The 20,198-nt window shown below is 45.5% G+C and carries 23 protein-coding genes and 3 pseudogenes; 16 read left to right on the top strand and 10 right to left on the bottom strand.

Annotation, left to right across the window (positions count from 1 at the left end):
• Window positions 1-44: 44 nt before the first annotated feature.
• The 5 genes from NFS31_RS19195 to NFS31_RS19180 all read right to left on the bottom strand — a co-directional run bounded on the left by NFS31_RS19195 (window position 45) and on the right by NFS31_RS19180 (window position 4,069).
• The gene (locus tag NFS31_RS19195; protein ID WP_251498770.1) at window positions 45-593 is read right to left on the bottom strand and encodes a hypothetical protein; all 549 of its coding nucleotides are present in this window, start codon (window positions 591-593) and stop codon (window positions 45-47) included.
• Window positions 590-1,756 carry a helix-turn-helix domain-containing protein gene (locus tag NFS31_RS19190; protein WP_251498767.1) on the bottom strand — a complete coding sequence of 389 codons (1,167 nt, stop codon included), beginning with the start codon at window positions 1,754-1,756 and terminating at the stop codon, window positions 590-592. The genes NFS31_RS19195 and NFS31_RS19190 overlap by 4 nt, the downstream gene beginning before the upstream one ends.
• Before the next feature lie 649 nt (window positions 1,757-2,405).
• Window positions 2,406-3,707, bottom strand: a complete 1,302-nt coding sequence (locus NFS31_RS19185) for a site-specific integrase (protein WP_251498764.1) — start codon at window positions 3,705-3,707, stop codon at window positions 2,406-2,408.
• A 6-nt stretch (window positions 3,708-3,713) separates the two neighbouring features.
• Window positions 3,714-3,836 carry a hypothetical protein gene (locus NFS31_RS26915; RefSeq protein WP_275563912.1) on the bottom strand — a complete coding sequence of 41 codons (123 nt, stop codon included), beginning with the start codon at window positions 3,834-3,836 and terminating at the stop codon, window positions 3,714-3,716.
• A gap of 23 nt (window positions 3,837-3,859) precedes the next feature.
• Window positions 3,860-4,069, bottom strand: coding sequence for a helix-turn-helix domain-containing protein (locus tag NFS31_RS19180; RefSeq protein WP_016300362.1), 210 nt, complete (start codon window positions 4,067-4,069; stop codon window positions 3,860-3,862).
• A 756-nt stretch (window positions 4,070-4,825) separates the two neighbouring features.
• Here NFS31_RS19180 and NFS31_RS19175 point away from each other — a divergent pair.
• The 15 genes and pseudogenes from NFS31_RS19175 to NFS31_RS19100 all read left to right on the top strand — a co-directional run bounded on the left by NFS31_RS19175 (window position 4,826) and on the right by NFS31_RS19100 (window position 14,851).
• Entirely contained in the window at window positions 4,826-5,062 is a 237-nt protein-coding gene (locus NFS31_RS19175) for a hypothetical protein (protein ID WP_251498762.1), read from the top strand.
• Window positions 5,043-6,248 (top strand): hypothetical protein, encoded by a 1,206-nt coding sequence (locus NFS31_RS19170; RefSeq protein ID WP_251498761.1) that lies wholly within the window; start codon window positions 5,043-5,045, stop codon window positions 6,246-6,248. Before NFS31_RS19175 ends, NFS31_RS19170 begins: the two co-directional genes overlap by 20 nt.
• A 191-nt stretch (window positions 6,249-6,439) precedes the next feature.
• Entirely contained in the window at window positions 6,440-6,988 is a 549-nt protein-coding gene (locus NFS31_RS19165) for a DUF3795 domain-containing protein (RefSeq protein ID WP_160263469.1), read from the top strand.
• An 85-nt stretch (window positions 6,989-7,073) separates the two neighbouring features.
• Window positions 7,074-7,552 (top strand): annotated as a pseudogene (locus tag NFS31_RS19160) (VOC family protein).
• A gap of 29 nt (window positions 7,553-7,581) precedes the next feature.
• Entirely contained in the window at window positions 7,582-8,061 is a 480-nt protein-coding gene (locus tag NFS31_RS19155; protein ID WP_251498758.1) for a pyridoxamine 5'-phosphate oxidase family protein, read from the top strand.
• A gap of 120 nt (window positions 8,062-8,181) precedes the next feature.
• On the top strand, window positions 8,182-8,589 hold the full coding sequence (locus NFS31_RS19150; RefSeq protein ID WP_251498751.1) for a DUF3795 domain-containing protein: 408 nt from the start codon (window positions 8,182-8,184) through the stop codon (window positions 8,587-8,589).
• Window positions 8,590-8,648: 59 nt separating this feature from the next.
• Window positions 8,649-8,981: a DUF3795 domain-containing protein gene (locus NFS31_RS19145; protein WP_251498749.1), complete on the top strand. Its 333-nt coding sequence runs from the start codon at window positions 8,649-8,651 to the stop codon at window positions 8,979-8,981.
• A gap of 60 nt (window positions 8,982-9,041) precedes the next feature.
• On the top strand, window positions 9,042-9,881 hold the full coding sequence (locus tag NFS31_RS19140) for a MerR family transcriptional regulator (protein WP_251498746.1): 840 nt from the start codon (window positions 9,042-9,044) through the stop codon (window positions 9,879-9,881).
• Window positions 9,882-9,967: 86 nt separating this feature from the next.
• Window positions 9,968-10,441, top strand: coding sequence for a tRNA (N6-threonylcarbamoyladenosine(37)-N6)-methyltransferase TrmO (gene tsaA / locus NFS31_RS19135; protein WP_120423395.1), 474 nt, complete (start codon window positions 9,968-9,970; stop codon window positions 10,439-10,441).
• Window positions 10,442-10,452: 11 nt separating this feature from the next.
• The gene (locus NFS31_RS19130) at window positions 10,453-11,046 is read left to right on the top strand and encodes a GNAT family N-acetyltransferase (protein WP_251498742.1); all 594 of its coding nucleotides are present in this window, start codon (window positions 10,453-10,455) and stop codon (window positions 11,044-11,046) included.
• A gap of 39 nt (window positions 11,047-11,085) precedes the next feature.
• Entirely contained in the window at window positions 11,086-12,015 is a 930-nt protein-coding gene (locus NFS31_RS27950) for a helix-turn-helix domain-containing protein (protein ID WP_251498739.1), read from the top strand.
• Window positions 12,016-12,028: 13 nt separating this feature from the next.
• Complete coding sequence (locus NFS31_RS19120) at window positions 12,029-12,457, top strand: DUF3788 domain-containing protein (protein ID WP_251498736.1); 429 nt, start codon at window positions 12,029-12,031, stop codon at window positions 12,455-12,457.
• A gap of 217 nt (window positions 12,458-12,674) precedes the next feature.
• Window positions 12,675-13,214: a DUF1697 domain-containing protein gene (locus tag NFS31_RS19115; protein ID WP_251498733.1), complete on the top strand. Its 540-nt coding sequence runs from the start codon at window positions 12,675-12,677 to the stop codon at window positions 13,212-13,214.
• Between the two features lie 71 nt (window positions 13,215-13,285).
• A pseudogene (locus NFS31_RS27945) lies at window positions 13,286-13,702 on the top strand (pyridoxamine 5'-phosphate oxidase family protein).
• Between the two features lie 657 nt (window positions 13,703-14,359).
• Window positions 14,360-14,851: a DUF1697 domain-containing protein gene (locus NFS31_RS19100; RefSeq protein WP_251498731.1), complete on the top strand. Its 492-nt coding sequence runs from the start codon at window positions 14,360-14,362 to the stop codon at window positions 14,849-14,851.
• Between the two features lie 27 nt (window positions 14,852-14,878).
• On the opposite strand, the pseudogene NFS31_RS27940 reads toward NFS31_RS19100, so the two are convergent.
• Window positions 14,879-14,926 (bottom strand): annotated as a pseudogene (locus tag NFS31_RS27940) (hypothetical protein); the annotation flags it as partial.
• On the opposite strand from NFS31_RS27940, the gene NFS31_RS27935 reads away from it, so the two are divergent.
• The gene (locus NFS31_RS27935) at window positions 14,918-15,061 is read left to right on the top strand and encodes a DUF6783 domain-containing protein (RefSeq protein WP_334303113.1); all 144 of its coding nucleotides are present in this window, start codon (window positions 14,918-14,920) and stop codon (window positions 15,059-15,061) included. The pseudogene NFS31_RS27940 and the gene NFS31_RS27935 sit on opposite strands and share 9 nt — an antisense overlap.
• Window positions 15,062-15,327: 266 nt before the next feature.
• Here the strand turns inward: NFS31_RS27935 and NFS31_RS19095 are convergent, their stop codons facing one another.
• From NFS31_RS19095 to NFS31_RS19080, 4 genes are all read right to left on the bottom strand, one after another.
• Entirely contained in the window at window positions 15,328-17,661 is a 2,334-nt protein-coding gene (locus tag NFS31_RS19095) for an ABC transporter permease (protein WP_251498729.1), read from the bottom strand.
• Window positions 17,658-18,392, bottom strand: coding sequence for an ABC transporter ATP-binding protein (locus NFS31_RS19090; protein WP_251498727.1), 735 nt, complete (start codon window positions 18,390-18,392; stop codon window positions 17,658-17,660). The genes NFS31_RS19095 and NFS31_RS19090 overlap by 4 nt, the downstream gene beginning before the upstream one ends.
• Window positions 18,393-18,456: 64 nt before the next feature.
• On the bottom strand, window positions 18,457-19,503 hold the full coding sequence (locus NFS31_RS19085) for a sensor histidine kinase (RefSeq protein WP_251498726.1): 1,047 nt from the start codon (window positions 19,501-19,503) through the stop codon (window positions 18,457-18,459).
• Window positions 19,504-19,509: 6 nt separating this feature from the next.
• Window positions 19,510-20,196, bottom strand: coding sequence for a response regulator transcription factor (locus NFS31_RS19080; RefSeq protein WP_251498724.1), 687 nt, complete (start codon window positions 20,194-20,196; stop codon window positions 19,510-19,512).
• Between the last annotated feature and the right edge of the window lie 2 nt (window positions 20,197-20,198).

Genomic DNA, 20,198 nt, shown 5'->3' with positions numbered 1-20,198 from the left:
TTCCTCCAATCCGGCCTGATCGCCTGTAAATATCATATAGCTGCTTATTTCTGTTCCCCTACATCCTTATCATCCGGAAAGAACTTTTCCAGAATGTCGATACTGTCCTTAGATGTATACCCCCATAGGATAGAGCTGAGTGCGTCAATCGCCTCCCGTCTCCTGCGGTAATAGGTGCGGAAACTGATATCCCGGATATGGGGGCGCAGTTTCTCTATGATTTCCTCCACATTTCTTAACTGTTGCGGGGAGAGGAAAGAGTAATACAGTAGCCAGTAATAACTTTCCCCATTCTTGTGTTTGGTACGGAGCAGGTCGATGGAGGTATCCAGAAGTTTCAGCATCCGGTGGCTTCGCTCAATACATTTGGCATGGTGTTCAATACTGCGGTCTGACAAATCTACTCCCGCCACATAAACGGATTCCAGAAAGTCCTCAATGGAACTCCCATACTCTATCTCAAACCGGCTCCGCACCTGCTGGACGGACAGCTCCAGGCTCCACACCACATCCCTGTATTTCTTCAGCAGCTTCCAGGTGTCATGGTACAGCGGGTTATCGGCAATATTTATTTCTTTCTGATCCTTTTTCATGCCCTGGCACCCCCTTCCCTGTCTTTTTCGGCAGGAGAGAGCGTCAACTCAAAGGTGTAGACCGGCTTGTCCTCCCCGCAGGATACGGTCATCCCGAACCGTACAACCCCCTTCTGTATGTGGGATATATACTCTTCCCTGCAGGCGTCTGATAAAGGATATAACTTATATATGGATTTCGGACACCGGAAGCAGGAAATACCTTGTGCATCAAGGATTTGCGCCATTTTTGTGATGACAGTTTCCATGTTCGATTTTGAAACGCAGGATAATTCCTCTGAAACGCATATCTCATGCTCTGTAACAGCAGAATCTGTCTGTGTATCTGTTTTATCCATTTCATCCGGCAGTGTAAGATTGATCTTCAGAACCATGGCAACCTCCTCCTTGTCAACAAGGACATCTGATATCTGGAACATGGTGGAAAGGTAGCTGTTCAGATAGATCACGCTGCCTGTTCTTCCGGGGAATGACATTAAGGAGATATAGTCCATGTCAGCGAGCTTTTTTAGCACACGTCCTGTTGTAGCTTTGGAGATGCCCCAGCGAACAGCCATTTCACTGTAAGCCGCCAGCGGGGAGCCGGTGCCATTGCGGAAATAGACAACCGGGCCGATCTCCGAACCCTGCACCTGGCTGTCATTGTAGACAGCGGACATCCACAGGTCCAGCAGGATATCCATTTCAGAGCAGCGGCCGGCGCTGACCAGTTCTGTTGCAACCACAGTAGGCATAAAGAAAAAGCCCGTATCTTTTTGACAGGGGCAGTTATAGTCCAGCACAGTATTATGTTTTTTCCAGTCGCGGATCTTGTATTTGATTACTTTCCCACGGTCAAGGAAAAGATAGGAGATAAGATGGCGTTTCTGCAGCTCATCCAGGATGGAGACGGCCTGGCACTGAAAGCGGGTACGGAACCATGTAGCCAGTTCCTTCACGGTACAGATCCACTCACCGGGGTATACGGTATAGCCAATACCGTCTATGCGGAGGTAAGAAGTACGGAAATTTGCATAGTTGCAAAGCACCGTATAATAAAAAAGACCGGAGCCCCCGCCAGTGCGAATGCTTCGGTCTGCCATTAAGTTCTGGATAAACTGCCGGTAGATCCGGCAGCGTGGATAATCCACGATCTGTTTGATCTCTAATTGATATTCTGACATAGAACCCTCCATGTATCAGCAAAGCCTGTTCTGGAATAATAAGTCCGTTTTTGTTGTCAGCCAATGTGGGCTATGGTAAAATGACATCATCCGATGTAGTCAGACGTTTCTGCCTGGGTACACAGCAACAACAAAATATAGACTTTAAAATGAATTAAGCTACTTGGATTAGCATAAAAATCAGTCGATGATTCTGCTAATTTTTTGCTAATCGACGTTCCTGAAAACGGCTTTTGCTAATTTTCTGCTAATTTGATGAAAGTTGATAGTAGTAGATGAAATTGTGCAATATGCAATAAAAAGGCACAATAAACTGGGTTCTACGAGGACACTTTTGACATGAAAGAGCATGAAAAGAGGTGTAAGGTAACCGCAGGGCAAGGTATAAGTTTTCCTCCTAAGCGTGGGGTCGGAAGTTCAAATCTTCTCGGGGACGCTGAAATGCCGTAACTTCAAGGGTTGCGGCATTTTTGTTCCTTCAGGGATTCCAACATGCCCTCCTTTCATAACCTTATTTTCGACCTGCCGCCTGCAGGGGAAGTCCGAAATGGATTAGAACCCTCTTGCGGGAAAAACAAGGTCTGCTAATCATTCTGCTAATTTATACTTTTATGTACTCCCGTTGCATCCCATGTTATCCTGTGTCGTCTCATGCACCGAGCATTTTTTTTGCAAGCTGCGTCATAATCTGGTCGCCATACTGCTCGATGAATTTCTGAGTGAAAGCGTCCATCGCCTGCGGGGATGATTCCAGCTGTTTCATCATAACGTCCGGGTTGGGCACGGAACCGCTTTCCTCTCCCTGGAGGCTGCGCTCCACGGGGCGCATATCGGGATTGGAGTAAAAAGCCGTCTCAAATTTCTGTGCGTTGATCTTGCGGTCTTCGTCCAAGATATGCGCATAGATTTCCGTGATCATGTCAATCTGTGCATGTCCGGTATCTCCCTGGGTAGCTTTGAGATCCCCTTTGTTCAGTTTCAGCTTATAGGTCGTGCTGGAGTGACGCAGGGAGTGAAATACCACATTGGGCAGGCCGGCAGACTTTTTAAGGCGTTCAAACTGGTTGCCGATGATGCGGTCCTCGCAGGGCCTTCCCGTTTCCTGAGCCAGTACCAGGTTGTAGTCTGTATAGTCCGGCCCCATGAACTCTTTCAGCCTGTCCTGCTTTTCTTTCCAGTCGCGCAGGATAAGGGCAAGGGTTTTGGGAAGCCATACCTTACGGATGCTGCTTTCTGTCTTTGGTTTTTTCAGGACAAGCCTGGTGGATGATCTGCCTCCCATCAGCCTGGGGAATACAAAAAGGATATCCTTTTCCCCAAGTGCGTCAATCGCCCTCTGGTCAACACGGGTAAGTTCCTTTTCAATCCATACATATGCGTTATCGTTTGCAATGTCTTCATCTGCGATGTGGAGGCAGTCCCAGGTCAGACCGGTGATCTCCCCCATCCGCATGGAGCAGGCAAAAGCCAGATTGATTGCAATGTAGAGTTTCCCATCCTGGCAGTTGTTGAGAGCCTGGCGGATGGTATCCGCCGTCCAGATTGCCCGGACTTTCTTTTCCCGTTTCGGCAGGTCGGCATCCTCAAACGGATTTTTGCCAATGATATCCCACCGCACTGCCTGATGGAAAGCGCACCGGAGGAGCTTGATAATCTTTTCGATGGTGCAGGGCGTCACATACTCCGTTTTTGCATGACGATACGGAGTGTTTACAGGGGCTGTTTTCTGGAGCTGCTGGATATATTTATCCACAGTCCTTTTGTTGATGTCCTGGACAACAAGGTTTCCAATCAGCGGATTGATATAGTTGTTGATCAGCGCCGTATTGCTGGCATAAATCGAAAGGCCCCATTTCTTTTCTCCATAAAGATCAACAAACTCCTTTAAGAAATCTTCCACCGTTGTTGTATTGGGCGGGATAAAAGTTCCGTTATCAAGTTCGGCTTCCACCGCTGACTACCTTTTCCTCGCCTCCGCTTTGGTGTTGAATGTTTCCCATTTCTGTCTTTTCTGCCCTTCCTGATCTGTATAGGTATAGACGACAGCATGTTTTTTTCCTCTTTTTTGAATTGATGCCATATATACAGGCTCCTTTCTACTTTTTATGTTTCCCGGCTCCCGTCAAGCCATTCATCAAAGGATTTTCTGGAGATACGCAGTTTCTTTCCAATGCGTACCGTTTTGAAAGCTTCCGCAGCGCAGAGATTGTATATTGAGCGTTTACTGACGCCGAGTATCTCTGCCGCTTCCGCGACAGAATAGCTTCTTTTTTCCGGATCGGGTTTCGGAAAATTATCTGTATGTTCAGCCACAGTGACCTCCTTTCTGTGTGGCTGGAAAGAGCCTACGGTTCCTTACCTATATAACTTACGAAATCAGGGCCAGCCACTTCAACAAAAAAATAAAAACAAGACGTTCTAATTCTAAAAAATTTGTTTGATCCCACATGGCGCCCTGGGCCACTTCCTGCGCCGGAGTTTCCGCCGCGTATTTTCAGGCCGTGCTGTGCAGCGATTAAGCAGGGGCAGGCTTTTTATGGCAGACCTGTCCCATGCACCTGTATAACTCCCAGTACCATGCTATGAAATTGTCAATGTACGTTCTATGGCATCTTTTTAAATGACCTATATAATAATAAAATAGGGTGAAAACCAGATATTTCTGCAAGAATCAGAAATTTTTTAAATTTCTTTCATACTATATATAGTTTTAAGTTGTTGACTGATTCCATATCTTGTGTTACACTTCCCTTGTAATTGATTTTTGTGCGCATCCTTTTGTGGATATAGTCGGAATTGCCTGTATATGGCAAACTTCCGCATTGCACACGCCGTTAAGTTTGTATGATTGTACCAGCAGTATCACTACGCCCTGTGAGTGATATACCGCTGGTTTTTATTTTGGAAAATTTTATTATCTCTTTTCAGAGCAGGAATGACACGGGTTCACAGGAAACTACGGACGCCAGGAATATCAGAGAGTCATTCCTGCTTTTTTGCTGCCTGAAAGCCGGAAGGCATATAAGGATACAACAACATTCACAAGAAAGAAAGGAAGGTGGAGAGCGATTGCAGAAAGTAAGATGGCTGGATCAGGACTGTAACAAATGTGGCAGACAGTTAAACAGCTGGGATGCCCGGTTATCGAAAACCCTGGCGTACAAATACCCGTGCTGTGAATCCTGTATTGCCGGAGAATATGATATGTCGGCAGAAAGGCTGCGGGACCGCATGGAAAACTATTTTGGGATGCGTCCCTGCCAGGGATTATACGAGGAGGAACAAAATGAGGGAAAAGGAATATGAGGAATACAATGCTCTGACAAAACGGCTGCTGGAGGAAGGTTATAGCGCAGAGCACCATCCAGACTATGTAAGGGTTGACATACCCATGTGGCAGGAAAAGACTCTTGATAATTATGATGGGGGCTTTACTTATGAAAAATGGTGGATAGTTGAGCAGACCTTTAAGACACCCTGCGGCCTGCAGTGCAAAGGGCTCCAGTGCCACAGCAACATGAGCTACATGGGGATTGAGTGGACTTTTGAAAATGATATGGCTACCATCCACTGCCCTTATGAAAAGAAAGAATGTAAGCTGAAACATGAATATCTCCAGGAGCATGGCATACTCCGGTATGACTGCAAGGTCCATATGACGGAGGAAGAATACTGTTATGAGGGGAGTGTGGAGCATATCCTGAAACTGCATGACGATGAGATACGAAGGCAGGAGATCAGTTTCGGACTGCAGAAGAAAGGACGTGTCTGCCGGGAGCATATGCGGTTCAACCGGGATACACTGGAATGGGAGATGAACTATGACCCTTATGACTGCGGACGGAACAGATGTGCAGGGATGTGCCCGGTCCTGGGGCATGAGCTGGATAAGAAAAGGGGAAATGTATTTTATGATATAAAAATTTCCTATCTTAGAAATGACCTAAGCGGCACGCTGTTTGAAGGGCAGGTGGATACCCGGATCATCAAAGGGAAAAAGCTCTTTGACCATCCGGTGAGCATGGATATCTGTAAGATATGCGCCAGGCTCTGTCAGGACAGGATAAAGGAGAAAGTGCGGAACCATTATTTTACGGAACTGTTTTTCTCCGAATACCATGGCAGGTATTTTTCCTTTGAGATCCAGAACGTCCGTGCAGAACGCAGGGAGAGCCGGGATCTGATGCAAGACCTGGAGGATATCCGGAACGGAATCCAGATCGTGCATGCTTCCGATATGGAAAAACGGAATTCAGAGGAAAAACGGGAGAGACGGCGGCAGTCACGGGCGGCCGCAGTCAGGGGCCTGGAAAAGAAACTGCTGGAGAACGGATATGAGAGCCTGGAGGAATACAGCACAGACCGGCGCCATGCAGATAAATGGCTTGGGCCGGAGAGGATAGCGGAACTGGAAAAGCTGCGTCAGCTAAAAGAAAAGGAGAAAAAAGAGCAGCCAGTACAATTAAGCCTGTTTGATATGGAGGCTTTATAAGCGATAGAAAAGATTGCTGGTTGGGACCTGCAATCCTGTTTTTCTTTCCAGTATTTTTCATTCGACCACTTATACCATTTCGGTTGTGAAACTCCATAGACAATGATATAATTTCCTATATTTTTGTTTATCAGAGAGGATTCAGTTGTTGTCTGTCAAATCAGGTACAGGCAGGCTGTTTGGGAGGTATCATGAAAGGATTCAACAGGCAAAATCAGTTCTTGTCCCTTTGTGGTCTGAATTGTGGACTTTGCCCCATGTTTTTAAACAAAAACTGCCCTGGCTGCGGTGGAGGGGAAGGGAATCAGTCATGCAGGATCGCAAGGTGCAGCATGGAACACAACGGAGTAGAATACTGCTGTCAATGCAGGGAGTACCCATGTGAAAAATATGAACATATTGACGATTTTGATTCCTTTATTACACATCGCAACCGAAGGGCCGATCTGGAAAAGGTCCGGCAGTTTGGGGCTGAAGCCTACAATACAGAGCAGATGGAAAAGATTAAAATACTGGATATCTTATTGTCCGGCTATAATGACGGCCGTAAAAAGACCCTTTTTTGCGTTGCGGTAAACCTTTTGAATCTGCAGGAACTTAGGGAGGCGCTCAGGGAAATCGAGAGCAGACCGGATATGGAAACTCTCACGCTCAAAGAGAAAAGCGCTTTTGCAGCAGGGGTGCTTTCGGAGATTGCATCCCATAGAAAGGTTGACCTGAAACTGCACAGGAAAAAGTGATAATCAGTGTGCAGCACTTATTTTTATCTAAATCAGACAAAAGTAAAAGAGAAACAGAAAAAGCAAAGCGGAAAGGAATCATTCTATGAAATACACATGTACGGTGATAGCGGTGGCCGACATTAAGACTGCGAGGAAATTTTATGAGGATCTGTTTGGACTGGAAGTATTTCAGGACTACGGAAGGAATATCGCTTTTACCTGCGGTCTGGCATTGCAGCAGGATTTTGACTGGCTTGTGAACCTGCCCAAAGAAAAGGTATTAAAAAAATCCAACAATGCGGAAATCGTCTTTGAGGAACAGGACTTTGACGGATTTCTGCGCAGGCTGGAAGAATACCCGGATATGGAATACCTGGGAGAAGTGATCGAACATAGCTGGGGCCAGCGGGTGATCCGTTTTTATGATCCGGACGGGCATATCATAGAGGTCGGTGAGGATATGAAAATGGTGATAAAGCGTTTTCTTGCTCCGGGTATGACGATGGAGAAGATCTCTGTAAAAACGCTTCCGTGGAGGACTTGACGAAACTTCTGGATAGTGAATGCATGGTGGACGAATAAGCAAATTGAAATGGATGGAGGAATTAACAATGAACAGATATGAAGAAGGAATGAAATTAATTGAAGAAAGTTGTGGCAACAAGAAAGATAACACCATTGCGCTCGCAACGATTACTACGGAACCGGGCGCTGATGGATTTCCTCGCCCTGGTGTCCGTGATGTGAGTGCTTATTATGAAGATGGCGTGTTTTATGTCACAACATCGGCAAAATCAAATAAAATGCAGCAGATCGCCCATAACAAAGAGGTTGCGTTTTCCGTTTGCTTTGAGGGAATATACGGTCATGGAATTGGAGAAAACCTTGGATGGGTTTTGGAGCCCAAAAACGCTGCCCTAAGAACGAAACTCCGTGAAGCATTTGCAGACTGGTACGATGATGCAAATAATGAGCAGGATGAAAACTGCATTATTTTGGCAATCCGTATTACAAGTGCAACGATATTTAGAGACCACGGTGCTGTGCGTTATAATTTGGACTTTGTAAATAAGATAGAAGTTGAACAGTAGATCTGCAGAATGGTGGACTAACAAACAAATCGGGATTGAACAAAATCTTTATGCTACAGCCTTGGCAGGCCATCGCACAGTGATTTTGTTCAATTCCAGCTTTTAGAAGGATAAGAACTTATGAAAATGCCTAAAGAAAATATTGGCACAAGTATGTTTGCTCCATGTGGAATGAATTGTCTTGTTTGTTATAAACATTGCTGCCACAAAAAACCATGTGCAGGCTGCTTAAATAGTGATAAGGGAAAACCAGAGCATTGCCGTAAGTGTAAAATAAAAGATTGTATCAAGATCAAAAAATTGCCTTATTGTTTTGAATGTTCCGATTATCCCTGTAAACTGATTAAAAACATGGAAAAAAGTTATAACAAAAGATATCGGGCAAGCCTTATGGAAAACAGCGAATTTGTCCGTCAATTTGGTTTGGAAAAATTCATGGATATGCAGAAAGAAATATATACCTGCTCCCAATGTGGCGGTATTATTTCTATTCACAACAGAGAATGTAGTGAGTGCCAGAAAAAATGAAATAAGGAAATCCGAATGGGAGGAACACAATAAATCGGGACTTTAGGAGGTACATAACCATGAGAAATATGATTGCATACTGCGGGCTGGATTGTGAGAAATGTGATGCATATCTCGCAACAATCAATGATGACCAGGCGCTGCGTGAGAAAACTGCAAAACTATGGGCCGAGTTAAATAATGCCCCCATTCTGCCTGAACATATCAATTGTGAAGGATGTCGTGTTGATGGAATGAAAACTGTATTCTGCGATAGTCTTTGCGGTATTCGCCAATGCGCATTGAAAAAGAATGTGGAAACATGTGGTGACTGCTCAGACATGGAACGCTGTCAGACTGTTGGAGAGATCATCTCAAATAACCCCGATGCCCTAAAAAATCTGAGGGGATAGACTACAGATCCGTTTGACAACTTACAGTGATCTCATTAAGCTGGAGCAGGAGGTGAAACAATGTTCAGGATAGGAGAATTTTCAAAGCTGACGCAGGTATCTATTCGTATGCTACGCTATTATGATGAGACAGGTATCCTGACACCGGCAGAGGTTGACAAGTGGACGGGACACCGGCTGTATTCGGTAGAGCAAATACCGCGCCTGAATAAAATCCTGTATTTGCGGGACAGCGGACTGAATGTTTCAGAAATTGCGCTTGCTCTGACGTTGGACGGGCAATCACTTCTCCGACAACTCGACAAAAAGCGCATGGAGATAGAAAATGCAATACAGGCCGAACAGGAAAAACTGCAAAAGATCGAACTTGCAAAAAGTGAAATACAGGGTGGCAAAGGAGAGCTGCACTATAACATCTCCATTAAGCCAATCCCTGGGTATCAGGTGCTGTCCCTGCGGAGGGTTGTACCAGACTACTATTCCGAGGGCGACTTATGGAAAGAGCTTTCTGCTTTTACGAGAGAGCAAAAAATAGAAATAACGGGCAGTACATTTTCTATTTATCACGATACAGAATTTCGGGAGACAGATGTTGATATTGAACTGTGCGCTCCGGTAAAGGAAATGGGGAAGGCAAAAGAACCATTTTGTTTTGGCACGACAGAACCAGTCCCGCATATGGCCTGCACAATGGTCTATGGCGATTTTGCAAATATAAAAGGAGCTTATCTTGCCTTTGCCGAATGGCTGCAGAAAAACAGCGAATACAAAATGTCTGACCCCATGCGTCAGATCGTGCATAGAGGCCCGTGGAATGAGAAGAACCCTGAAAAGAATTTGATTGAGCTTCAAATACCACTGGAACACCATAGCCATATAGAAATTGAAATGCCCCGCTAAAAATGCAGGGCATTTTTTCCCTCTTGTATCTCACATGATGTGAGGTCTTATACTGGTTTTACCAACAAAGCAAGGAGGAAAAAAATATGACCTGTCAGTTAAAAGCCATTGGCAAAGTGAAAAATGATGAAAGCGGCACATTTATTCAGCTGGCCCCAGAGTACATTCCCGGACTGCAGGCCCTGGAAGGCTTCAGCCACATCCAGGTCCTCTGGTGGTTCAGCGATTGCGACAACCATGCGGACCGGAATGAACTACAAACGAAACAGCCCTATAAAGGCGCACCCAAAGTCATGGGTGTATTTGCGACACGGTCTCCTGCACGTCCGAACCCTGTTGCATTAACAGCGTCCGAAATAATCAACATTGATTTCACCAACGGAATGATTCGTGTTGCGTTCATTGATGCGGATGACAATACGCCTGTACTGGACATCAAGCCCTATACACCGAGTTTTGACAGGGTTGAAACGCCCGGTGTTCCCGCATGGTGCAGCGAATGGCCGAAAAGCACAGAAGCGTCCGGCTGTTTTGATTGGGGACAGGTGTTTAACTTTTAAAGGGACAGCTTATGAAATTACAGGATTATGTTCAGAATAAACCTGTTCTTGAAACGGAACAGCTTATCCTGCGCCCTCTGCGAAAAGAGGATGTTACGGATCTGAAAGAATGGCTGGGTGACAGCTCTATTTATCAGTATTGGGGCAAACGCCCCGGGAAAAGTGACTTAAACCCAGAATTACTTTTCCAAAAGCAGGAGAAACCTGCGAAAAGTTTTCATTGGGGTATTATCCATAAGCAGGATCATAAAGTTATTGGCGATATGTGGGTATATCTCATTGAAAATGACCGCATGGCAAAAGTGGCATTTCGCCTTTCACCTGCCTGCCAGGGCAAACGGCTTATGACAGAAGCGCTGGTGAGAGCAGTTACCTTCTGCTTTGAAGAAACGGAATTACAGCGTTTATGGGCTGATGTTCACATACAAAATATTGCATCCTATAAAACTTTGGAAAAGGCAGGCTTCAAGCGTGAGGGACTTATCCGTGAAGGTAAAATGGTAAACACATACTGCGATTACTATTTGTATGGTATGATTAAGGATGATTATATTGAAATTTCCCAATCAAAATGCGCATTGCGTGAAAAGCCCGGCAAAAAATAAAATGATATGATTTGATCATCAACTTAAGGAGGCGCCGCAATGCACGCATATGAAGCAATCGATCAATCCCTGACTTTTATCGAGGAACACCTGACAAAAGAAATTTCAACGGAAGAACTGGCAAATACTGTCGGTCTGTCCCCCTTTTATTTTCAGCGATTATTCAAAAGGCTGGTAAACAAACCGGTTCAGGAATATGTGAAGCTACGCCGTTTGGCAAAGGTTATTGAAAACCTGAAAAGTACCAACCATAGGATTCTTGACGTTGCCCTGGACTATGGCTTTTCAAGTCACGGGAATTTTACACGGGCTTTCAAGGAAACGTATGGGATTACGCCTGAAAGCTACAGGAGGGATTTGCCAATGCTCAATACATTCGCCAGGCCGGAAGTTTCCATGAATTATGTTTTAGTAGACGAGGGGGTTCCGCTGGTGGCGGGAAATATCGTCCTGGAAATCCAGAGAAGAACATTGGAAAAACCGGAAATTTACCTTGGCCTGGAAACGGAAGTCCGTATCTGCGAACAAATGCCGGTTGGTGAAAGCACAGGTGTAGATGTACCGGGACAGCTTTGGAAACGTTATCACATGGAGAAGGCTTCTATCGCAGCCAATCTAAATACTGCTGTAGAAATGGGAATGTCCCATGGGGAAGGTACTGCACAAAACCTTTTCATTTATTTTGCAGGCGGCCTTGTTCAGAATATTCCGGACCGGCTGCAGGATGGTTTTGTTAAGAGGGAACTCCCGGCAGGAGAATACATCGTTTGCAGAGTTGAAGCAGAAAATTTTGAGGATTTGGTAACGGCTGCTTTAGATCAGGCCGGCAAATACCTTTTTGGTATCTGGCTGCCCCGCCACAATTTAACCACGGAACCTTTCTCGGCAGAGAAATATTACCGTGACCTGGAGGGGATGGCCTGTATGGAAATTTGGGTCAAGCCCCTGCCGCTGAAAAATAAAGGCTAAGGAGGAATTCAGAATGGATTGGAATGTGCTGTATTCAAAGGAAAAATCTCCTTCAATGGAGCAAGTCACAGAATACATTAACAATTCGTTATGGACAGATTTTAATAACCGTATTCAGTCCACCTATCGAATCAGGCCCTGCATGGAACACAGCCGTTGTTCTATGCAGGCAGGCTGGAATATTAAGTATAAAAAAGGCGGAAAGTCTCTTTGTACACTCTATCCGATGCAGGGCTATTTTATCGCTCTCGTGGTTGTAGGAAGTCATGAATTTACGGAGGCAGAGTTTCTTATGCCGCAATGTTCCGACTATGTGCAGACAGTATTCAAAAACACAAAAACCGGAAATGGACAGAAATGGCTGATGCTGGATGTGCGGGATAGAGAAATTATGGATGATGTATTTCGCCTTATCAATCTCAGAAAGCGTATACCATCATAGCAGGAATATGAAAGTTGCAGAGCCATTTTATGACAAACTGTGTATAACAAGCAGGATTTAATGTCTGAACAGGTATTGTCTACATGAATAGGAGAAAATAGAATGGTACTTTTGGTTGTTGATTCATGTGGAATGGAAGATATACAGAATGTATCTCATTTGAAAAAGCGTTTGAATTGATGAATAAATAAATCAGGAAGTGACAGGAGGGGCGGATATGAAAAGATATATTGCTTTATTAAGGGGTATCAATATAAGCGGAAAAAATAAAGTACCAATGGCAGAATTAAAGAAGGGATTTGAAACACTTGCTTTTGTAGAAGTAAAAACATATCTGAATAGCGGCAATGTGATTTTTTCCAGTGATGAAGATAATATAAGGAAGCTTACGGACAAGATTGAGAAAATGATAAAAAATCAGTTTGGATTGGATATTCCTGTTTTTGTCCTGTCAAGGGAAGCGCTTGAGGATATTTTACAAAATGCGCCCGACTGGTGGGGCAGTGGGGATAAAGAAATCTATGATAATCTGATTTTTATAATACCGCCGTCTGTATTTTCCGATGTATATAATGAAATCGGAGAACCCAGAAAGGAATTGGAGAGGATAAAGGATTACAAGGAAGTGATATTCTGGTCTTTCAGCCGTAAAGATTACCAAAAGACAAACTGGTGGCCTAAGACAGCAGGTACGAAGATCAGCACGAAGCTGACCATAAGGACAGCAAATACGGTTAGAAAGATAGTCAGTATGTAGTTTTTCTCCAAACTCCGATTACGGAGATCCTGGATAGGGAATAAATCATGCCTGGAAAGGGGAATCGTTTCATGAAAAGATTTAGTCAGGAAGCTGAACAGATTATGATTGAGCGTTTTGGAAAGGACACATTGATAGCGCTGGCAACAACGGAAAATGAGGTACCTTATGTGCGATATGTAAATGCCTATTATGAAAATGGTGCATTTTATATTATTACCTATGCACTCTCAAATAAAATGTAGCATATAAGGGCTAATCCTGTAGTTGCTATCGCCGGTGAATGGTTTACAGCGCATGGAAAAGGTATTAACCTGGGGTATTTTGGGAAAAAAGAGAATCGTATGATTGCTGATAAACTGAAGAATGTCTTTGCAGAATGGATTGATAACGGACATAATAATTTTGGTGACGAAAATACGATCATTCTGTGCATAGAATTAACCGATGGCTTGTTACTCTCCCATGGCACAAGATATGAGTTTTAGTCATTCTGAGTGATTAAATTGAGCATTATCAGGAATCAGATAAAGAATTTACAGCGTTAGGATAATATTTACGAAGCTGAGTCAGAACGCGGTTCTGATAGGCGGAATGACCGCCAATGTTAATAGGTTTCAAAGAAACACACCTCCAAATCAAAAAGTCTGTTCCGGCAGTGCCGAAAGGATATACCTTGTTAATTAAGAGGCGCGAAGCGCCGCATTTTTTTAGGCATTTGTCAAGTGATTTTTGAAAAAAGGTGGAGAAAAAATAAAAAAGGACTCTCAGAAGCCGCATAAATAAAGGCTTAAAGATTCCGAGAGTCTATCTATATGAATAGGAGAAAATAGAATCGTACTTTTGGTTGTTGATATCCCAAATTTGATTATGAATAATGAGTTATATGATTTTCAGGTATTATTATTGGGCTGTAGACGGATTACTGTATAGATGCATCTGTGAAAGGTGGCTTTGAGCACGGTTTTAAAATGATTGTTCCGGCAAACCAGTATGGTTGATAATGCATATATATCAGCCGATAATTCTTATAAATATTACAATGGGTTCATGTGGAATGGAAGATATACAGAATGTATCTCGTTTGAAAAAGCGTTTGGATTGATGAATAAATAAATCAGGAAGTGGCAGGGGTGTTTGCGGATATGAAAAGATATATTGCTTTATTAAGGGGTATCAATATAAGCGGGAAAAATAAAGTGCCAATGGCAGAATTAAAGAAGGGATTTGAAACACTTGTTTTTGTAGAAGTGAAAACATATTTGAACAGCGGCAATGTGATTTTTTCCAGTGATGAAGATAATATAAGGAAGCTTACGGACAAGATTGAGGAAATGATAAAAAATCAGTTTGGACTGGATATTCCTGTTTTTATCCTGTCAAGGGAAGCGCTTGAGGATATTTTACAAAATGCGCCCGACTGGTGGGGCAGTGAGAACAAAGAAATCTATGATAATCTGATTTTCATAATACCGCCGGCTGCATTTTCCGATGTATATAATGAAATCGGAGAACCCAGAAAGGAATTGGAGAGGATAAAGGATTACAAGGAAGTGATATTCTGGTCTTTCAGCCGTAAAGATTACCAAAAGACAAACTGGTGGCCTAGAGCGTGTTTGAAAATTCATTCCTGGTAGCTGTGCGTGCCACTTTGTGGGAGATTTGTGCCAAATGAACGCGGCGTAGTGGGCTACGTTAAGTGAATTTGGCACAAATATACCGCGAAGTGGGGCGTGCAGATGCCAGGAATGAATTTTCAAACACGCTCTAAGACAGCAGGTACGGAGATCAGCACGAAGCTGACCATAAGGACAGCAAATACGGTTAGAAAGATAGCCAGTATGTGATTACTGTTCAAATTTGCATTTTATATGAAAAACGTTAAAATACTATATATAGTATTGATTACTTGACTAAAACAATATCTTGTACTAAACTGTCCTTGTAATTGATTTTTGTGCGTACCCATATGGGAAATGCAGTCCGTCCAGACTGTATGCGGAATATTCTCCGCATTGCACACGCTGTTAAGTTTGTATTTTTGTGCCAGTAGTACCATGATGGGATGCTAAATATTTCGGAGTATCAGTACCGGACAGGAATCAGCATTCAATCATAATTCATTGATTGTGGCCGTAATCGCCATATTGCATATCCTTTTGGCCGGAGCGTATACCGCGATTAGAGCAGAGAAAACAACAAAAACAATCACAATTCCAATTAGCGCTCCAGACAGCCGCCACTCCACTCCCAAATGGCGGGTGATCAGTCCAATATACAGAAAACGGCTCAGGGGAATCCCGATTCCGAAACCGGCAATCAGGCCGGAAACAGCGTAGGTGAAAGCCTCTGCAGCAATCATCAGGGTAAGCTGCCTTCCATCCATACCCACGGCCCGCATGGCCCCGTACTGCTTTGTCCTAGCAGACACACTCATGGAAATACTGTTAACGATATTAAACAAGGTAATGATTCCGATAATCGCAAGGAACCCATAAGTGATCATCCGTGTTGCCAGATAAGTGGTATTGTTCTGCTGATTGGACTCCCGCAGGTCGCTGACAATCACCTGGCTGTTTTCAAAGTCTCTGATCCGTGCCGCGGTTTCTTCCGTGGCATTTCTCCCAAGCTGCACACCGATCAAGCAATACTTTTCCGGTCCCATCAATCGATCATAGGTCTTCTGGGAACAGATTAAAATCTGGCTGTCGCCAAACAGCCCCTGGGACAGGATACAGGAAATCTCGATCTCTGTGCCGCCTATCTTAACGATATCGCCCACCTTTAACGGGTTATCCTTATTAAAAACCGTTGCCGCTTTGTTACTGTTTCCGTAAATTTCTGACAAATCCCCCTGTACAACGCTTTCTTTTGCATACTCCAGCAGAGTCTCGTCATAGGATACCACATTGACATGATCAATTCCCTCCCTCAAGGACACTGCCGGAATATTGTCTCTGTAGTTACATCCGTAGACATTGGAGACCCCTTCCATTTTCCTGATTTCGTCAACCAGTTCACGATCCAGTATCCTTGCATTGGCATACCCGTTCAGCGCCAGATCCGCGGTTGTAACGGACTGGGAAGGCATCAGCAGCTTTGCAAAGTCCAAAAGCACCGAAAAAGAAAGCAGCAAAATAATACCGAGCGCAAAGGACGCCGTCATGAAAAACCATCCTTTTCTGACCGCCACCGCATGATGGATACCCAGAGAGGATTCGATTTTTAGAAAGCCTGTACTTGCGGCCCGGCGGACTGCCGGCGTATTTCCTGCATTGCCGGAAACCGCAGATACAGGGGAAACTCTTGCCGCCCGTCTGGCCGGGGACTCTGCCGACAGGAGAACGGTTATGATTCCTACCATGGCTCCGCAGATAAGGCCCACAGAACTTACTTTGAACACCGGCATAGTATCCCATTCACCGCCTATGCCGTAGCGGAGCATCCCGCAGAAACCCCAGCTTGCAAGGGTCCCAAGCAGCATTCCCATTGGCGCCGCCCGTTTGCACCAGTTCAGCGCTTCCAGACGTACAAACCGGATAATCTGCCGGCGGCTTGCGCCAATGCAGCGCATCATACCAAAGAACTGGGTCCTTTGGGCAAGATTGCTGTTCATGCTGCCGGAAATCATCAGTGTGCCTGCCAGCAGCACTAATACGAACAGGATGGCCGCAATCTGATAGAAGCCGTTCATGGATTTACTTTTGCTGTAGCCTGCCGTGCCCATAACGCCGGTGTTTTCAGAAATACTCTCTTCCGGCAGCCCATATTGCGCCGCAAGCTCCTTTTTTGCCTTTGCTGCTTTTGCCGCGCTCTGAAACTGCACGTAAAGGGTTGTGTCATTGTCCGCAATTTTGTTTTGCTCCATGAGGGACGAAAAAGCTCCCTGCGTCATATAGACACCTACCAGATAAGTCTGGCCCTCATAATAACCCTTGTCATCCGTGCCAAGACCGGATACCGTGAAAACCCTGTCACCAGCAGGCGTATGCACGGTTATTTCGTCGCCGGGCCATACCTTAAGGGCGCCGGCGGCATTGGGGCTTAACATGACCTGGTCGTCCTTTTGCGGAAAATCGCCTTCGGTAATGCCGTTTGAAATCTGCTTTATACAGGCTTCTTCCGTACCGTACAGAACCGCCTTTTTTTCATTGACGTAGTAGGGCTGTTCCCCATCAAGGTTAAACACCGAGGAAAAACCTGCCGCAGTCACATCCGGGCGCACCCGGATTCCCTGTGCCGTATCCCGCGAGACATTAGAGAGACTGATATGCCAGTTTCCGTGTTTATTTATCATGGCAATATGTTCTCCTTGGGTCACCATGTCCGCCACACTGAAAATGGCAGTCACAAGGAACACTGCAAACACAATGCACAAAATCGTCATACGGTTCCTTCGCCTGTGTACCTTTGCAGAAATTGGAATAAGGCTGAGATAACTTTTCATTTCCGGCCTCCTTTCCATTCCGGTCCGCTCATGGCAGACGTCCCCCGGACATCCCCTGCCCTTCCCAGATCAGTCAGTTCCCCGTCCGATACCTGCAAAACCCGGTCGGCGGTCTGTGCGATACTGCGGTTATGGGTAATCATGATGATGGTCTGCTTGTATTTACGGGACGCTTCTTTAAGAAGGGCGATTACCTCGCTGCTGTTTTGCGTATCCAAATTTCCCGTGGGTTCATCGGCAAGAATCAGAGACGGCCTCGCGATCAGCGCCCGCCCGATGGCGGCTCTCTGCTGCTGTCCTCCAGATAACTGGCTGGGCAGATGATTCCGGCGTTCCTTTAGATTCAGCACCGCGAGAAGTTCCTCCAGATACGTTTTGTCCGGCTTCTGATAATCAAGCAGCATGGGGAAAATGATATTCTGCTCCACCGTAAGCTCCGGCACAAGGTTGAATGCCTGAAAGATAAAACCGATATTCCTGCGCCGGAAAACGGTAAGCCTGCGCTCGTCCATGGAAAAAATATCCCTGCCGTCAATCGTTACCTTCCCCGATGTGGGGGTATCCAGGGCGCCGATCATGTTAAGGAGCGTACTCTTGCCGGAACCGGATTCTCCCACAATCGCCACATATTCGCCTTTTGGAACGGAAAAGCTGACATCCCTCAGAGCCTTCACTGCAGTATCCCCCCTGCCGTAGGTCTTGCAGATGTTACTGACTTCTAATAAATTCATTGTGTAAATACCTCCTGTACCTGAGAGATTAGCACATGAATATTACTGTAAGGCTACCGTAAGATTACAATTTTGTAGGAATCAGAAAATTTATGGTAAATACGGTGCCTGCGCCCGGTGTGCTGTCCACCTCGATGGTTCCGCTGTGGGCTTCAATAATCATCTTGGCAAGAGGAAGGCCCAGCCCGATGCCCTGCTGGTCTTTGGAAAAGCGGCTGCGGTAAAACCGCTTGAAAATATGGTGCAAATCCTCCGGGTGAATGCCGCTGCCGTTGTCTCTTACGCAAACCTGGACAAGGTTGGGGAGAGCCCGCCACTCCATCCGCACCGTATCTCCCTTTTGCGTATGATCCAGGGCATTCTTCACAAGATTATCAATGGCTTCCGTCAGCCAGCCGCGGTCACAGAAAAGGGAAACCTGATTGGGGCCGGACAGAACGATTTGTTTCTGTTCCTGTTTGGCCCTGTAGGCAAAATGCATCTGAATATTCCGCATCATCTCCGCCAGGTTTTCCGAAGTCTTTTCAAGAGAGATGGAACCGGCGTCCAGCCTTGCGATTGTCAGCAGGTTTTTCACCAGGGCTTCAATCCGGTCAAGTTCCTGCTCCGACAGGGCGGCAAATTCTTCCATGGCGGGCCAGTCCTTTGCCTCCTCCTGCATCAGGCCGTTATAAATGTTCAGGGCTGCCAGCGGCGTTTTGAGCTGATGGGAAATGTCGGACATGGTATTTTTCAAAAATTCCTTTTCCCGCAGTTCATTTGCGGCTTGGGCGTTTAACACCGTTGCCAGCGAATTTACACAGTGAAACAGCCGATACAGCTCCCCTTCCTCGTCACATTCGATGCGGGCGCGCGCATTCCCGGAAAGAAAGGAATCGATCTGATATACCGCATGTTCTATGATCCTGTCCTGACGGATAAAATACCGGCAGCAGGAAGTCCACAAAGCGATCGCCGCAGCCAGAGTAAGCAGTGCAATACACGAGGAAAACCGCTGGTAAAGAAACAGGAAGCAAAGCTCCGCCAGCAGAAGAAAGAATGCCATAATAAGGGAGATCAGAAGGAAAAGATGCCTGATCTCCCGGTTTGCCAAGATCCTAAATACTTTCATAAAAATTTACCCCGTTACGTTCCATTTGTAGCCCATGCCCCGGACGGTTAAAAGCATCCGGGGTTCGCCTGGATCATCCTCAACCTTCATTCTCAGCCTGCGCATATAGACGGTAAGGGAACCGCTGTCGATAAAGCTGCCTTCGCAGTCCCACAGCTTTTCCAAGATCCGTTCCCTGGGCAGCACCACGTTTGGGTTCTGCATAAAAAGGCACAAAAGCCTGTATTCCGCCGCCGTCAGATCCAGAAGCTCCCCGTTTTTGAAAGCCTGTCCTTTAAGCAGGCAGATACGGATATTATTTGACACAAGCTCCGTGTCCGCCGCCCCGAAATCGTTTGCCCGCCGAAGAAGCGCATTGATCCTTGACTCCAGAACACCCAGCTTGAAGGGTTTTGTGATATAGTCATCGCCGCCTATATCAAGTCCCATGATAATGTTCATTTCTTCATCGGAAGCCGTTAGAAAGATAATGGGCACCTTGGAAACCCGCCGGACTTTTTGGCAGAACGCAAAACCGGAACCGTCAGGCAGCGCCACGTCTAAAACCAGAAGGTCGTATGTTCCGTCCTCCCACAGACGCTCCGCCTCCAGCAGCGTCCTTGCCACATCCAGTGAAAAGCCCCATTTTTTAAAAGCAAAAGACAGCCCGTTTACCAGGCTCAAATCATCTTCCAAAAGTAGGATCCTGCTCATAT

Source organism: Otoolea muris (assembly GCF_943193115.1).
Classification (GTDB): domain Bacteria; phylum Bacillota; class Clostridia; order Lachnospirales; family Lachnospiraceae; genus Otoolea; species Otoolea muris.
The sequence above is the reverse complement of the archived record's forward strand: the minus strand, read 5'-3'. Positions and strand labels throughout refer to the sequence as shown.

Excerpts from the sequence above, each read along its gene's own strand:
- NFS31_RS19195 (WP_251498770.1), bottom strand. The coding sequence starts at position 593 with ATGAAAAAGGATCAGAAAGAAATAAATATTGCCGATAACCCGCTGTAC.
- NFS31_RS19190 (WP_251498767.1), bottom strand. The coding sequence starts at position 1,756 with ATGTCAGAATATCAATTAGAGATCAAACAGATCGTGGATTATCCACGC.
- NFS31_RS26915 (WP_275563912.1), bottom strand. The coding sequence starts at position 3,836 with ATGGCATCAATTCAAAAAAGAGGAAAAAAACATGCTGTCGTCTATACC.
- NFS31_RS19170 (WP_251498761.1), top strand. The coding sequence starts at position 5,043 with ATGAGGGAAAAGGAATATGAGGAATACAATGCTCTGACAAAACGGCTG.
- NFS31_RS19165 (WP_160263469.1), top strand. The coding sequence starts at position 6,440 with ATGAAAGGATTCAACAGGCAAAATCAGTTCTTGTCCCTTTGTGGTCTG.
- NFS31_RS19155 (WP_251498758.1), top strand. The coding sequence starts at position 7,582 with ATGAACAGATATGAAGAAGGAATGAAATTAATTGAAGAAAGTTGTGGC.
- NFS31_RS19150 (WP_251498751.1), top strand. The coding sequence starts at position 8,182 with ATGAAAATGCCTAAAGAAAATATTGGCACAAGTATGTTTGCTCCATGT.
- NFS31_RS19145 (WP_251498749.1), top strand. The coding sequence starts at position 8,649 with ATGAGAAATATGATTGCATACTGCGGGCTGGATTGTGAGAAATGTGAT.
- NFS31_RS19140 (WP_251498746.1), top strand. The coding sequence starts at position 9,042 with ATGTTCAGGATAGGAGAATTTTCAAAGCTGACGCAGGTATCTATTCGT.
- tsaA (WP_120423395.1), top strand. The coding sequence starts at position 9,968 with ATGACCTGTCAGTTAAAAGCCATTGGCAAAGTGAAAAATGATGAAAGC.
- NFS31_RS19130 (WP_251498742.1), top strand. The coding sequence starts at position 10,453 with ATGAAATTACAGGATTATGTTCAGAATAAACCTGTTCTTGAAACGGAA.
- NFS31_RS27950 (WP_251498739.1), top strand. The coding sequence starts at position 11,086 with ATGCACGCATATGAAGCAATCGATCAATCCCTGACTTTTATCGAGGAA.
- NFS31_RS19120 (WP_251498736.1), top strand. The coding sequence starts at position 12,029 with ATGGATTGGAATGTGCTGTATTCAAAGGAAAAATCTCCTTCAATGGAG.
- NFS31_RS19115 (WP_251498733.1), top strand. The coding sequence starts at position 12,675 with ATGAAAAGATATATTGCTTTATTAAGGGGTATCAATATAAGCGGAAAA.
- NFS31_RS19100 (WP_251498731.1), top strand. The coding sequence starts at position 14,360 with ATGAAAAGATATATTGCTTTATTAAGGGGTATCAATATAAGCGGGAAA.
- NFS31_RS19095 (WP_251498729.1), bottom strand. The coding sequence starts at position 17,661 with ATGAAAAGTTATCTCAGCCTTATTCCAATTTCTGCAAAGGTACACAGG.
- NFS31_RS19090 (WP_251498727.1), bottom strand. The coding sequence starts at position 18,392 with ATGAATTTATTAGAAGTCAGTAACATCTGCAAGACCTACGGCAGGGGG.
- NFS31_RS19085 (WP_251498726.1), bottom strand. The coding sequence starts at position 19,503 with ATGAAAGTATTTAGGATCTTGGCAAACCGGGAGATCAGGCATCTTTTC.
- NFS31_RS19080 (WP_251498724.1), bottom strand. The coding sequence starts at position 20,196 with ATGAGCAGGATCCTACTTTTGGAAGATGATTTGAGCCTGGTAAACGGG.